The sequence below is a fragment of the Shewanella sp. Scap07 genome, from assembly GCF_013394145.1.
Classification (GTDB): domain Bacteria; phylum Pseudomonadota; class Gammaproteobacteria; order Enterobacterales; family Shewanellaceae; genus Shewanella; species Shewanella waksmanii.
In genome coordinates this window covers 717,332-731,290 of sequence record NZ_CP041329.1, presented here as the reverse complement: position 1 = coordinate 731,290, position 13,959 = coordinate 717,332, and the positions used below count along the sequence as shown (strand labels likewise).

Annotated in this window: 11 protein-coding genes and 1 tRNA gene; 5 read left to right on the top strand and 7 right to left on the bottom strand. The window is 45.5% G+C overall.

Translation table 11 applies throughout. The features are described 5' to 3' along the window. Positions 1-44: 44 nt before the first annotated feature. Positions 45-1,178 carry a site-2 protease family protein gene (locus tag FLM48_RS03165; RefSeq protein WP_179023405.1) on the top strand — a complete coding sequence of 378 codons (1,134 nt, stop codon included), beginning with the start codon at positions 45-47 and terminating at the stop codon, positions 1,176-1,178. 117 nt (positions 1,179-1,295) lie between these two features. Then, positions 1,296-5,612: a response regulator gene (locus FLM48_RS03160; RefSeq protein WP_179023403.1), complete on the top strand. Its 4,317-nt coding sequence runs from the start codon at positions 1,296-1,298 to the stop codon at positions 5,610-5,612. 167 nt (positions 5,613-5,779) lie between these two features. On the opposite strand, the gene FLM48_RS03155 is transcribed toward FLM48_RS03160, so the two are convergent. Genes FLM48_RS03155 through FLM48_RS03140 form a run of 4 tightly spaced genes read right to left on the bottom strand, consistent with a single transcriptional unit; the run spans position 5,780 to position 8,537 of the window. Continuing rightward, on the bottom strand, positions 5,780-6,541 hold the full coding sequence (locus FLM48_RS03155; protein WP_256871033.1) for a hypothetical protein: 762 nt from the start codon (positions 6,539-6,541) through the stop codon (positions 5,780-5,782). Positions 6,542-6,552: 11 nt separating this feature from the next. Further along, positions 6,553-6,807: a DUF2024 family protein gene (locus FLM48_RS03150; protein WP_179023402.1), complete on the bottom strand. Its 255-nt coding sequence runs from the start codon at positions 6,805-6,807 to the stop codon at positions 6,553-6,555. 14 nt (positions 6,808-6,821) lie between these two features. Continuing rightward, positions 6,822-7,055, bottom strand: a complete 234-nt coding sequence (locus FLM48_RS03145) for a hexameric tyrosine-coordinated heme protein (RefSeq protein ID WP_179023400.1) — start codon at positions 7,053-7,055, stop codon at positions 6,822-6,824. A gap of 27 nt (positions 7,056-7,082) precedes the next feature. Then, positions 7,083-8,537 (bottom strand): hypothetical protein, encoded by a 1,455-nt coding sequence (locus tag FLM48_RS03140; RefSeq protein WP_179023398.1) that lies wholly within the window; start codon positions 8,535-8,537, stop codon positions 7,083-7,085. A gap of 89 nt (positions 8,538-8,626) precedes the next feature. Here FLM48_RS03140 and FLM48_RS03135 point away from each other — a divergent pair, with 89 nt between their 5' ends. Further along, entirely contained in the window at positions 8,627-9,193 is a 567-nt protein-coding gene (locus FLM48_RS03135) for a MarR family winged helix-turn-helix transcriptional regulator (protein WP_179023396.1), read from the top strand. Positions 9,194-9,512: 319 nt separating this feature from the next. Here the strand turns inward: FLM48_RS03135 and FLM48_RS03130 are convergent. Beyond that, positions 9,513-9,597: transfer RNA gene (locus tag FLM48_RS03130), tRNA-Leu, on the bottom strand. A 314-nt stretch (positions 9,598-9,911) separates the two neighbouring features. Between FLM48_RS03130 and FLM48_RS03125 the strand changes: the two genes are divergently transcribed. Next, positions 9,912-10,040, top strand: coding sequence for a DUF3149 domain-containing protein (locus tag FLM48_RS03125; protein ID WP_179023395.1), 129 nt, complete (start codon positions 9,912-9,914; stop codon positions 10,038-10,040). Between the two features lie 118 nt (positions 10,041-10,158). On the opposite strand, the gene FLM48_RS03120 is transcribed toward FLM48_RS03125, so the two are convergent. Beyond that, a complete protein-coding gene (locus tag FLM48_RS03120; RefSeq protein WP_179023393.1) occupies positions 10,159-10,770 on the bottom strand; it encodes a superinfection exclusion B family protein in 612 nt (203 codons plus the stop codon). 228 nt (positions 10,771-10,998) lie between these two features. Between FLM48_RS03120 and FLM48_RS03115 the strand changes: the two genes are divergently transcribed. Next, positions 10,999-12,624 carry an ATP-binding protein gene (locus FLM48_RS03115; RefSeq protein WP_179023391.1) on the top strand — a complete coding sequence of 542 codons (1,626 nt, stop codon included), beginning with the start codon at positions 10,999-11,001 and terminating at the stop codon, positions 12,622-12,624. A gap of 38 nt (positions 12,625-12,662) precedes the next feature. Here the strand turns inward: FLM48_RS03115 and pepT are convergent, their stop codons facing one another. Next, the gene (pepT, locus tag FLM48_RS03110; RefSeq protein WP_179023389.1) at positions 12,663-13,904 is read right to left on the bottom strand and encodes a peptidase T; all 1,242 of its coding nucleotides are present in this window, start codon (positions 13,902-13,904) and stop codon (positions 12,663-12,665) included. Positions 13,905-13,959 lie beyond the last annotated feature (55 nt).

The window sequence follows — 13,959 nt, the reverse complement described above, 5'->3', positions numbered from 1 at the left end:
CATAATCTGCCCCTATATCCCTGTGGTCAATTTGAGAGTTTTTAGTGGAATTATTACATATCAATTGTTTAGGTAAGCCGCTGCGTTTAGAAGGTTCTATGGCAGGCTGGCAACAACTCTTCTGGGGCGATGATCTGGTGTCGGTGATTCCTGCATCGGCGGATTACCAAGGACAACGAAGCCACGAGTTCAACCTCAGCATGCAGCGCCAACAAGCCAGCACCACACCAGAGGGCGAGGTCAATGTGGCGCCAATCGCAGAAACCATCAGTATACGCTTAGACATTGACTTGCAATGGCAACCCTTCCAACTCAAGTTTGAGCTGCTACAAAATGGTCAAGTGATAGAACAGGGCCAGCGCGACACCAAAGATATTGAACGCCAAGTGCCGGTAAAACCGATAGAAGCTAAACGCCAGTTTAGCCTCATTGGACTAGCGTCTTTAGGGCTGAAACTATTTAAAAGTGCCAAAGTGATTAAAGTGGTGCTCGCCGGGGCCAGCGTCGCCGCATACTCGTGGTTGTTTTCATTTCAGTTTGCCCTCGCGCTCATTGCCTGTTTGGTATTTCATGAATATGGCCATATTAGAGCGATGAAATACTTTGGTATGAAAACCAAAGGCATTTATCTGATTCCGTTTATGGGCGGCTTGGCACTCAGCGACGAGAAAATTAATACTCGCTGGCAAGATGTGGTGATCTCCATCATGGGGCCCACATTTGGCTTGTTCATGTCCATCGCCGCCCTCTTTGCCTATTGGTTTACCGGCAATATCTTTTTTGCTGGCTTAGCCACCTTTAATGCTCTGCTCAACCTGTTTAATCTATTGCCCATTTTGCCATTAGACGGTGGCCATATATTAAAGAGCATTAGTTTTTCAATGAACAGTGTACTCGGATTGGTAGCTTGTATTGCAGGTGCGGCGATCGGTGTATTTATCAGCTATAGTTTAGGACTGGCATTGCTAGGCTTCTTGCTACTCATTGGAAGTGCCGAAATTGTATTTGAGTGGAAAAGTCGCCATCAAAGTCACTTGCTCCCCTTAGATAGGTACGGTCAGTTATTTTCGGCGGTGTGGTATTTGTTAACTGTAGGAGCGCTTGTTGGCATTATTTGGTACTTCGCCGGCAGTGGTGATGACATGCTTGGTCTGCCTTTGAAAATATTGCAAAGCTAATAAGAATAATACCAATCAGTATAATAAGCCGAAGCAATGGGCTGTATTTGACTTTAATATCAAAGCAGTCCAACTTAACAAGGAGGATGTAGCACCGTTAACTAAGGGATAAAACGCATGTTCTCACAACTCAAAATTAAGGCAAAAATCACCTTAGTATTTGCCACTATTCTTTCAGTCCTGCTACTGACTATCGGCTTTATCATCTATAACCTGCAATCTAGCAGTGAAGACTTCAAACAATACCGTGAATTCGCCCGTGAAAGTGTACTCTCAGGCCGAGTACAAGCCAATATGTTAATGGCATCACGGGCGGCCGGCCGCTTTCTAAAAACCCGCAATGAAGATTATGCCAAAGAGTTTGACCACCGTATTAAGCTGGCAAAGCAGTTTTCTAGTCAGCAAGTCGAAGCGATGGACGACCCCATCAGAAAAACCTTAAGTGTTGAACTGGTCGACAACATTAAGCAGTACCAAGATGCATCAAAGCAAGTGTTTAACTACATGCGCCAGAGGGATTTAACTCTCAGCGAACGTCTCGACCCTCAAGGGCTATTAATGCGCCAAAGCCTAGAAGCAATCATGGTATCGGCATTTGAAGACAATGATGCTGCAGCGTCATTCCATGCCGGAAAAGCGTTGGGGAGCGTGTTACTAGGCCGTCTCTATGTGCTGAAATTTTTAGACCAAAATAGAGATACATACGTCGACAGAGTCAACTCGGCGCTTGGTGTGGGGTTTGAGCCGACCTTCCAAGAAATGGTGGTTAATATTCAAAATCCGCAGCGTAAAAAGCTGCTGCAGGAGTTTTCTTACGCTCGTGGCCTGTATTTGGCCGCCTTTGAAGATATGGTCAACACCATCAATGATCGCAACCAGATTATTGAACAGGAAATGGTACCGCTAGATAAACACATCGCTGCAATATCTGAACAAATTAAGCTGTCGATAAAAGATGCTCAGGATGCCCTTGGACCGCGAGTAGAAAACAGCAATGCCCAGAGCATAACTACCGGTATAACCAGTTCCATTCTCGCCACCTTAGTCGCGATAATTTTAGGCTGGCTACTGGTTCGCGCCATCTCTCGTCCACTCAATCAACTGGCCGATACGGTGGAGAAAGTTAAGCAAACTGGCGACCTTTCATTACGTTCAAACCACCAGTCGAATGATGAGCTCGGTACGATATCTACAGCCTTTAATCACTTTTTAGATAGCATTCAACTTAAATCAACCGTGGCGAGCAACGTAGCCAAAGGCGATTTGGCAACCCGAGTCGAACTGCTGTCAAATAACGACTCGTTAGGTGAGTCGTTACGCACTATGCTCGACAGTTTACGAACCAAAGAGCAGGCATTAAAATCCGCCTCCATTGGGGTTTTAGATACCGAAATTGTTGCACCGTCCCCTTCTGATGAACTAGCGGTAGCCATCAATAAACTGATCTCCAATATGCAGGAAATCGCCAACAAAGCTGACATTATTGCCAGCGGTGATTACTCCGTTGAGATTTTACCGCGTTCAAAACAAGACATTTTGATGCTGTCGCTATCACGTATGACCAATACCCTGCAGGAAAATGCCCTCGCCGCTCAGCAAGCAAGTTGGTTAGAAGGCGGTTTAGTGGCGATGAACAGTGCCATCATCGGTCACTTATCCGAGCAAGACATTGCGAAGAAAACCCTTGAGCTTCTGTGCCAGTATCTCGATAAACAAGCCGGCGTTTACTACCAAAAAACCGACCAAGACAGCCTAGTTTATCTTGAGAGCTACGGAGCCAATATGCTCAGCGATAGAGAATATCGCGCAGGTGAAGGCTTAGCTGGTCAGCAACTTATCAACCCTAAAATGAGCTGCATCTCCGCCCTACCCGAAGACTATTTTGAAATCAGCTCGTTAACAGGCAACACCGCCGCTAAACATGCACTGTTAAATCCGATTGTTTATGACGGCGAACTGTTGGCATTGATTGAACTACTGTCGCTAACTCCATTTACAGCACAAGAGCAAGAGCTGTTGCGTAAGGTCAATGAAACAATCTCTGTGACAATATTAACGGCCAGAAATAGAGCTAAAACCGAGGCGTTGCTCAGTCAAACTCAACAGCAAGCCGATAATCTCACTGAGCAAAAACGGGTCATTGAATCAACCAAGAATGAGCTTGAAGTCGCTATGCATGCCGCTGAAAGTGCTAACTCTTCTAAGAGTGACTTCCTTGCTAACATGTCCCATGAAATTCGCACACCGATGAATGCCATCATAGGCATGTCGCACTTGGCGCTAAAAACCCAGCTGACTAAACAGCAACGTAACTATATTGAGAAAGTTCATCGCTCATCAGAATCACTGCTTGGCATTATCAATGATATTTTAGACTTCTCAAAAATCGAAGCCGGCAAGCTTGATATGGAAGCCATCGATTTCCGCTTAGAAGACGTATTTGATAACTTAGCTAACCTTGTCGGTTTAAACGCTGAAGAAAGTGGCCTTGAGCTGATTTTTGATATCCCTAAAGATCTGCCCACAGCGCTCATCGGCGACCCCCTAAGACTGGGGCAGATTTTAACTAACATCGGCAACAACGCCGTTAAGTTCACAGAAGAGGGTGAGATTGTTATCAAGGCTCGCGCCGTTGAACAATCCGCGGAGCAGGTCAAAATCGCTTTCTCAATTAGGGATACTGGTGTCGGTATCAGCCCAGAGCAATCTAAAAAGCTGTTCCAATCTTTCTCCCAAGCAGACAGCTCTACAACCCGAAAATTTGGCGGCACGGGATTAGGGCTGGCCATTAGTAAAAAACTCACCGAAATGCTCCATGGCGAGATCAGTGTCGAGTCAGAACCTGGACAAGGCAGCACCTTTCACTTTAGCGGCGTATTTGGCATTCAGCAGCATCAACCCGCGCCACGCCGTGAACAACTGACCGAGCTAACCGGCATAAAAACCTTAGTCGTCGATGACAATAACTCCGCCAGAGAGATTTTGGTCGCCATGCTTGAAAGCTTTGGTCTTGATGTCATTGAGGTCAATAGAGGCGCGAAAGCGATTGAGTTGCTTAAACAAGTCAATGATGAAAGCCCGGTAGAACTTATCTTTATGGACTGGAAAATGCCGGGTCTAAATGGCATTGAAACCACGAAAATCATCCAAAGCGAGCTATCACTAACCACGCAGCCCAAAATCATTATGGCCACTGCTTACGGTAAAGAAGATGCCTTTAGTGCTGCTAACGAAGTGAGTTTTAGCGCCATTTTAAATAAGCCCGTCACCGCATCGAGTTTACTGGATTCCATTATGTCCGCTTATGGTCACCAGCAGGACATTCGACGCCAACATGACCGCTATGATGTCGACAGTAGCTTGCTTGAAAAACTTGCAGGTAGCCATATTTTGCTAACCGAAGATAATGACATAAACCAAGAGCTTGCTTGTGAAATCCTCACTTCAAATGGTTTGACTGTCGAAGTAGCAAATAACGGCCAAGAAGCCGTTGATATGGTTCAACAGCAGCACTATGACGGCATATTAATGGATTGCCAAATGCCGGTACTTGATGGCTACCAAGCAACAAAAATCATTCGTCAGCTACCCAATATGGACAAGCTGCCCATTCTCGCGATGACCGCAAATGCCATGGCTGGCGATCGCGAAAAGGTACTTGCTGCCGGTATGAATGATCACATCTCTAAACCCATAAATGTGCCTAACATGTTTGCCACAATGGCACGCTGGATCACCCCCAGTCGCAAACCACAAGATGCTGCACATCTCACGTCACAACCCGCTGACAAAAAGCCAGAGTCGAGCCTAGAGTCAGATCTATCCGACATGACTCTTGCCGGTATTGATATCGACAAAGGCCTAGCAACCATTCAAGGAAATCAGCAACTTTATAAGCGTGTGCTACTGAAGTTTTATGAAGGCAACCAGTCTTTTGTCAGTCAATTGCAACAAGCACTGGGCTCGCCTGATTGGGACCAAGCACAATCGTCAATTAAATTAATGGCCCATACGATGAAAGGTGTGGCGGGTAACATCGGTGCCGTGGCGCTGCAGCAAAGCGCCGCTGAATTAGAGCAATCTCTCAACCAGCCACAAACCAAAGAACAGGTATTGGCATTAACTCAGTCACTCACAGAGCAGCTAACGCTGGTATTGCAAGGGTTAACACAGTTGCTCGATGCCGAGCAACAACCACAGAAAGACCTAAAACCCGCACTTGACCTCGAAGTCCGCAATGAAAAGTTGGCGCTATTGCTACAAATGATTGAATCGGGAAATACAGAAGCGCAATTATTGATGGAAGAGCTGCTTGATTCAGCCCTTCCCGCTGATTTAGCTAAGATATGTCAGCAATTGAGCGATGCCATCAACCAATACGACTTTGAACTCGCATTGACGCTCTACCACAAGTTACCAACGCAAGCAGAGTAACGCTTTGCACCAATGACTAAGTGAGTTAATAGGCTCGATGGAGCTATGACACTCAAACCTGTTTATTAGCAGGTTTGAGTGATAAGCCCAGCCAAGTACAATGCCGTCAAGTACTATGCCTTCAAGTACAGTGCCGCCAAGTTAATCGCCATTCACTTTAGCGCTTTTTAGCGGTTTACTTTGCCGGGTAGGCTCAGATCGCCCGATGCAATATCCATCACATCAACAACACACAATAACGGCGAATGAACACTTTGATTGACTCTTAATCCAGAGGTGACACCATCATAACTTGAGGCCTCAATGATGTTAATGTCATTAAAGGGCACCTTAACTTCAACAGTATCACCGTCAAAAGTAGGCTGCCACCCGGGGCTATCTATCAGTAAGGGCAGGCCGGGCCAAGTTTTGGGTAACCTTGGCGACGCACCATCGGGGATGTCGACGACACTAAGCGCACCAACACCACATTGCTCATTGGGCTGAAGTACCACCCAATGACTGTGCCATAAATCGCCATCATTATCCGTATTGCCATCACCGTTCTCATCAAACAAGGGAGTATCATCAAAGTCTGGATGAGACGTCACTGCCAAAGCTAATATTCCGGCACTTTTCTCAAAACCCACCTCATAACTATCAATACTGGTTGGCCAGACATAGGAAAACACATCGCTACCCGCCAGCTTACCAATCGAATTAGGTTTCGCTTCACCAGCATTGCCAGCAACAGCCATATGGAATACCGCCACATTGCCATTCGTCGTGATTTTCGCGTGCACAATATCAAACGGTGCGAGTATGGAATCCCCCTTTGCTGAGTGAATACCACCTTGGTGCCTATCGTGTGCGATAGCCGAACTTGCGGCCAAAGATGCCGTTAGCACAGACACAGTAGCTAACATTGATCTACTAAATAATTTCATCATTTTTCCTCTTGTTAGCAACCACTTATCGGCAAAATATAATAACCGTGGCTGTGAATCGATTGCTGAACTTCTGGGTTAGCGGCTTCGCTGTGACAAAATTGACACGAGGCCGAAGCCAGTGTGGCGGCGACAATCCCCTTAGTCTGCAAATAGCGCTCAACAAAAGTGGCAACATTCGCGGTATTGCTGTCATCCACTAAAACATCAAAATGGAGATATTTCCCTTCTGCGGTTGTCACATGGGTGTCGTATACATGAATTTGCATGGTGTGGGTCCTCGTCATTTCCAAAAGTTGTTGGCCAGCGCGATGGTCTGAAACTCGGTGGCAACGACCTGCCCAGCATGAATGAGTATTTCCACATTCTCAGCGTATGCTGGTCTCAAGCGCTGTCTAACATCACTATCAGGCTGCATTGCAGCAATGGTTTTTCGTGCTATCACAATCGCTAACTCTCGGCCTTCCGCTGGTGTCGCGGTGATTAGGCTAGGTATGGCTTCATTGAATACTGACATTTCGTATCCTCCTGCTATTGAAATCAATTATTGAAAGTCGACAAGTAATTTCTCTGTCACTGTGTACGGCAGGCTTAAATCACCTGATTGCACGTCAATAACACCATTGACTCTCAATACCGGCCCTTCACCTGTGGTATCAACATTCATCGTGGCCGTGACGCCATCAAAGTTAAAGGAGGTGATATTGTTTACGCGTTGTGTGGGCACGATGACTCTCAGAGTGTTATCCGATGCATAAGCATGAAAATTGGGAGAATCAAGATACATAGGCATTGGTGCGGTTGGCGGTAAGTTGCTTTGGTCCAGCGTATAAGGTACCGACAGACCCGCTTGCGACGCTTCGTCAGGCACTAAAGCGACCCAGTGAGTGTGGTACACCACACCGTCATCGAGGAAGTCGCCATTGGCATTTTCATCCCATAGTGGGGTGTCGTCAAAATCAGGATGGGTGGTCACGGCGAGCGCTAGAATGCCGTCATCAATGTTTTTGAAGCCTACCGCATTAGGTGACACATTGGTCGGGAATACATAACCTAGCACTGGTGCTCCATTGACCTCACCAATCGGCATCACTGTACTCGTCGCCGCAGGTGCAAGAGTCGTCATTGAAAAGATCAAAGAGTCGATTTCTTCAAGGTAATCAACACTTGTGTTAACTAGGTTAAATGACTCCGTTGTCATTTCGGTGGATAAGCTTGGCCAGTTAAATGCTGGTACGCGGGCACTATTTTGTATCACAAGCTGGGCGTCTAGCTCGCTGTATATACGTTCAACTTTTAATAGAGGGGTTTGATCGATGATCGCCACTTCTAAGTAAGCGGTTAGCGCATTTGAGACAAAGTCAGCTTGGCGTTTAACTGCATTGACTGGCACGATAACGCTAATTTCGCGACCTTTCTCAACAATAGTGAACCCCGGAGAATCAAGATACATCGCCATGGGAGAGGTTGGCGTCAAAACATCATCAACGCTAGCCTGCACCACGGCGAGCCCCTCACCTGCTAAGGTATTCTCTTCAAGCACTACCCAATGAGAGTGATACACAACACCATCGTCATCATAGGCGCTGTTATTATCTTCATCCCATAGCGGCGTATCATCAAAGTCAGGGTGGCTGGTTATTCCAAGCGCGACAGTGCCTTGTACACCAGCATAACCAATATCTTCAGGCCGTAGGTCAGTGACGAACACATAGCCTAAAACAGGTGCGCCATCTACTTGCCCAGCCGGAACCGGCGCGACAGAACCTGCTTCCTCACTGGTCTCAATAGTAAAGACATAGGCATCTAAAACAGCTTCATATTTCACGTGCGCGTTGCTGATTTCAAACGCCCCTACATCGTAATCGTCTCCTGGCAATACAGCCTCAACAGGAGCAGGGATTTCAAAATCAGATTGCTTTGTGCCATCAGAGCCACATCCAGATAGGAGTATCGTCGTCACCCAACAGGGGATGATAAGTTTTTTCAGATTATTCATGTTAAATCACCATATAGTTTCGAATCGAAACTATATTTGATCAAAACATTTTGCTTGTCAACATTGTTTTTAGTCGATACCATTCTGTTATGGATATATATGAAACATACAAACTCATAGAAAGGTTGGGTGAAATCACCCGGGCGAACCTGAGAAAAGTGGCGACCAAATGCGGCCTTCAACCTGTGCAGGTTGAGGTCCTTCATTACCTTGTTTCATGCAACCAATTTTCTAACACCTTGATGTCGGTGGTGGACTACCTGGGCCAAACAAAAGGGACAGTGTCACAAACCATCAAATCGCTCGAGGCAAAAGGCTTTATTGAGAAGATTCCCGATAAGCATGACAAACGCACAGTCAGGTTATGGGTGACGCAAAAAGGCAAAAAACTCATAGAACAAGAGTTACCAGGAATGCCTTTCACTGAAGCTTTGGAAAGTTTAGATACAGAAAGTCAGTCCTCGCTAACCAAATCATTAAGCGCATTGAATAGCGCCCTATTGAAAACCAATAACATGGATACGTTTGGTGTATGCAGGACATGTATTCACAACGAAAAACACGCCAATGGCTATTTTTGTCGCTTGCTCAACATTGATCTCACCGAAGATGAAACAGACAAAATCTGCAAAGAGCATGCATTAAAGGTCTCATAGGCTGTGAGTCTCCCGCAGCTGACCGCCAAAATGTTATCCGTACAAACGCCTGTTTGGCACCATGGTCCAAAAAACGAGTATCACCTGCTAGCTAAATAAGTTGTTGACCACTTTCCTGCACCTGTGTTCCACCGTGCTAAGTCATCAAGCTACAAGAAAATAAAAAAGCACGGGTTTAATTTAACTCTGACGGGATTGAAGCGTTTATCTGTAGGGCGTAGAGGAGATCTGGTTGATAAAATTTAGACATAAAAAAACCTGCTTATTAGCAGGTTTCTTACTTTCTTAATGAAAGTCTCTTCGAAAAGAGTATTTTGATTGGTACCGGTGGACGGACTTGAACCGTCACGCTCGAAAGCAACGGATTTTGAATCCGTCGTGTCTACCAATTCCACCACACCGGCATTAATCAAATAGACCTTAAATCACAGGCTCTGCGAAGTAAGTGAACGGAATTATACCTTTGGATTTGGATATCGCAAGCCTTTTACTTAACCTTTAGTATCAAACGAGCATTTTTCCAGCGAAGGCGCCCTTGTTGGCCCCTTTGACAATCGAAACCATGCTGCCTGCCAGTCAATTGCCAGCTTCACAACACAAAATAGATAAAATTTTCCATTTGCATAGCAATCCTTGATCAAGATCAGCAAAAGTTGGTAACAATCGCGGTAATTTAGGGATATCAAATTTTGATACATCTGCGAAAGAGGATTTCACTATGGCATTTTGGTTAGATTTAATGTTTGGTAACGCCATTGGTTTGCTGTCGATGATTGTGATATTCGCCACAATAGGGATTATGTCGTACATCATGTGGATGTTCATTAGCAAATCCAAACCACAATAAGCCGCAGCAGTAGCTAAGCGCGCATCAAAAAAATAACAAAATTTCTAATGCAGGGGGCCCATTGAGCCCCCATTTTTTTGTCTAGGCAATATGGATATTAACAGTGGCAGCCTGCGCCTTAAGCGGCATGCTTGCGCTGCGGCGCTATGCTATTGGCAAAAGTTGGGCGTGCTTTTATCAATAACTGCATCTCTTCCTGGCTAGGCTCACCCACTGGCAAACGTAACACCTGACGGTTAAGGTAACTGCGCGCCTGCATTGATATTTTAAAGTCGGCCGTCGACCCCTGAATCGCGTAATGCCTTTGGTTACCCATCGGCTGCAAAATATTGGTTTCAACTAAACTCATTACCGCGGGTTCAGCTTCAGGTAGAGTTAAAATAGTTTCGCCTTGTAAAAAGAACTCCCGCAATAACGCTCGCTCGGTTGGGTCAAGTAAGCGGACTTTTTTCTCAATCACTTCAACATTGCGCTTGCTCTTGAGGTAGGTAATTGCTTCATCTAAAAAGTAACTTGCCACCTGAGTCAGCAAGTACGCACTACCGATTATCAATCCTAACCCTAAGTAGTGAGCATATTGTTGGACAAACACATCCAATCGCAAGGTTTCCATCACAGCACTTGGGGCAAACAGCAATGTTGCGCTGACCAATGCAAGCCAAAGCATAGTATTAAACACCACTTGTTTTGGGGTGATCTGTTTCATTATTTTGACGTCCACTTTTTCCATCTTCATATACCCAGTGTCAAAGATCTGTACTGGATCTACCAAATGCAAAATAAATGCCAAAATTTTTTTGACGCCTTATATCCATAGATGTATCGAAATAGCCAGAAAATCCCCATAAATCAGTAAGCAGAAAACTGTAGGCCGTCTATGCTTAACACTATATGGATCTGAGACCTAGCGATGATCAGGTAGATTTCATTTAAGGAAAAGGCGCCCCCTGAATACACCATGCAAATATTGACTAGCCAATTGCTCAAGAGCCCAATCGGTAGAAAGCTAACGCTATCTATTATTTTGTTTAGCTCATTGATCACTATACTCACAACGGGTTTTCAACTTTTTAAGGACTACAACAGTGATGTCAGTCGCATCAGTGAGCAGTTTGACAGCATTGAAAAAGTTAACCTAGAGGTGCTAGCGGCAAGCATTTGGGTCATTGACGAGCGACTAATCAATACGCAGATTGACGGTTTGATCCAGCTGCCAGATATCACCTTTATCGCCATCAACGATGACAGTGGCCAAGAGTGGGAAGCGGGGATACCCAAACCAGAAAATACCATAGAGAAATCCTTTCCACTGACCTATAACTCAGGCAATGATGTGATTCCTGTTGGCAGTTTGTTAGTGCAAGCCGATCTGCGGGCGGTGTATGACAAACTACTCGATCGCGCCATCGTCATCTTAATATCTAATGCGATAAAAACCTTCATTGTGGCCGGCTTTATCTTGTTTTTAGTCTGGTTTCAGATCACTCGGCACCTGCTTAAGTTGAGTTTATATAGCCAAAATATCCGTATTGATACCGATTTCGAACCACTTATTTTTACTGATAAACAACATCGCCAAGATGAGTTTACTCAAGTCGCTCATGCTATCAATACTATGCAACAGCAGCTGCGAGTCTCCTTTGACGATATCAAGAAATCTAAACAGGAATTGCAAGACGCACTGGCCGATCGAGAGCGCTTGCTGGATTTAGAACGTAGTTACAAGGAGGAGCTTGCTAGACAAGTCAAAGAGCGTACGCAAGAACTAGAACAATCATTGCTGGTATTGAAAAAAGCACAAGAAGTGCTTGTAGAACAAGAGAAAATGGCAGCCTTGGGCGGACTCGTCTCTGGGGTTGCCCATGAGATCAACACCCCAATCGGTATCTGCTTAACAGCAGCCAGTACCCAACTGGTGCACATTAAAGAATTGATCGAATTGATCCACAGTGAAAATGCCACCCTTGAAGAGATCAATTCAATCTTAGAAGAGTACCAACAAAGCTGCGAACTCATTATCAGTAATATTACCCGAGCAAGCAGTTTAATTCAGAAGTTCAAAACAGTCGCTGCCGAGCAGAGTTTAGAAGAAAAACGCAGTTTAAATCTGCGGGAAACATTGCAAGATCACTGTGACTCTATGAAGCTCATCTACCCTAATCAACAAGTTGAAATAGATATTAATGTTGATCCCGAATTGGTGATCACTACCAATCAAAAGCTGCTCAAGCAGATCGTCACCAACATCTTATCTAATGCTTATGCCCATGCTTTTACTGATCTACAGCAAGGCCGCATTTACATAGAAAGTGAATTTGATGGTGAGCACATTAATATCGCCATTCAAGACAATGGCTGTGGCATTAGCGCTGAGGCTGCCACCCATATTTTTGAGCCTTTTTATACCACTACACGTAATAAAGGCGGCACTGGCTTAGGGCTATCTGCCGCCTTTAATGCCGCAACCTTACTCAAAGGCAGCATCAAACTTGATACTGCGCCAATTTTGGGCGGCGCCTGTTTTGTGATTAGCTTTCCTACCAGCAGTGACCCCATTGAAATGCCGGTGATTCCATTACCTTAACCCCAATCAAGCTTAAGATGCATAGCGTTATACGTAACTTAAGCCTTATTGGTGCTTGAGTAACGCTCCGCAGTAAGACAACTAATAGCAATGATCACTTCGACCGCTTTTTGCATCGACTCTAAGCAGATGTATTCATGCTTACCATGAAAATTATGCCCGCCGGTAAAAATATTCGGACAAGGTAATCCCATAAACGATAAGCGACTGCCATCGGTACCGCCGCGAATCGGCTTAATAATGGGTTCGACATTGCAGGCCAGCATTGCCGCTTTAGCAATATCGATAATGTGAGGATGGCCTTCGACCTGCTCGCGCATATTGTAATAGCTATCGGTAATGTCTATGGTCAGTTTGCCAACGGTGAGCTCAGCATCGTACTTAGCAACACGGGATGCTAACCACTGCTTACGCTGCTCAAACTGGTCACGATCAAAGTCACGAATTAAGTACGTTAGCTGCGCAGATTCGGTGACCCCTTGCATGTCCATTAGATGGAAAAAGCCATCGTAATCTTGACTGTTTTCAGGGGTGTCAGCCAACGGCATAGTGGCATGAAAACGTGCTGCCATTGTTTGGGCATTAATCATCACCCCAAATGCACTGCCAGGATGGCAATTGTTACCGGTTGCAGTAACTACTGCGGTGGCAGCATTGAAGTTTTCAAACTCCAGCTCCCCCAGCTCACCACCATCAACCGTATAAGCCCATTGGGCGCCAAAACCCGCTACATCGAACAGGTCTGCACCGCGGCCAATCTCTTCATCGGGGGTAAAACACAGCAAAATATCGCCATGGGATAGTTGTGGATTGTCGATAAGATGCTTTAATGCAGTAATGATCTCGGCTATACCAGCTTTGTCGTCACCGCCAAGCAAAGTTTCGCCATTGGTGGTGATCAGGGTTTGTCCACGATATTGGTTAAGGCTGGGATACTGCTGGGCTGATAAGCTTACCGTTGACGACAGCATGATATCGCCACCTGGGTAATTTTCTATGATTTGCGGTTTAACATCGGCACCGCTGAAGTCCGGCGCAGTATCAAGATGGGCAATAAAGCCAATGGCTGGCACACCTTGAACCGTTGCGGGCACTTTAGCCCTAAGATAAGCCTTATCGTTTAGATGTACATCGCTAAAGCCAAGTTGCTGTAACTCTTGTGCCAGTACTTGAGCAAACGCCAATTGGCCTGCCGTACTTGGGCAAGCGCTAACTTGAGCATCTGACTGGGTATTAAAAGTGACATAGCGTAAAAATCGATCTAAAAGTGGTTTGCTCATAGCTGAGTACCGATGACTAAAAGTGGCCTGAGTCTATCAAGACCACTGAGTACAA

What these genes read in the sequence shown, in the direction of transcription:
- FLM48_RS03115 (WP_179023391.1), top strand. Translation starts at nt 10,999, where the DNA reads ATGCAAATATTGACTAGCCAATTGCTCAAGAGCCCAATCGGTAGAAAG.
- FLM48_RS03150 (WP_179023402.1), bottom strand. Translation starts at nt 6,807, where the DNA reads ATGCAAATTCATGTATACGACACCCATGTGACAACCGCAGAAGGGAAA.
- FLM48_RS03140 (WP_179023398.1), bottom strand. Translation starts at nt 8,537, where the DNA reads ATGAATAATCTGAAAAAACTTATCATCCCCTGTTGGGTGACGACGATA.
- pepT (WP_179023389.1), bottom strand. Translation starts at nt 13,904, where the DNA reads ATGAGCAAACCACTTTTAGATCGATTTTTACGCTATGTCACTTTTAAT.
- FLM48_RS03160 (WP_179023403.1), top strand. Translation starts at nt 1,296, where the DNA reads ATGTTCTCACAACTCAAAATTAAGGCAAAAATCACCTTAGTATTTGCC.
- FLM48_RS03120 (WP_179023393.1), bottom strand. Translation starts at nt 10,770, where the DNA reads ATGGAAAAAGTGGACGTCAAAATAATGAAACAGATCACCCCAAAACAA.
- FLM48_RS03155 (WP_256871033.1), bottom strand. Translation starts at nt 6,541, where the DNA reads ATGATGAAATTATTTAGTAGATCAATGTTAGCTACTGTGTCTGTGCTA.
- FLM48_RS03135 (WP_179023396.1), top strand. Translation starts at nt 8,627, where the DNA reads ATGGATATATATGAAACATACAAACTCATAGAAAGGTTGGGTGAAATC.
- FLM48_RS03145 (WP_179023400.1), bottom strand. Translation starts at nt 7,055, where the DNA reads ATGTCAGTATTCAATGAAGCCATACCTAGCCTAATCACCGCGACACCA.
- FLM48_RS03125 (WP_179023395.1), top strand. Translation starts at nt 9,912, where the DNA reads ATGGCATTTTGGTTAGATTTAATGTTTGGTAACGCCATTGGTTTGCTG.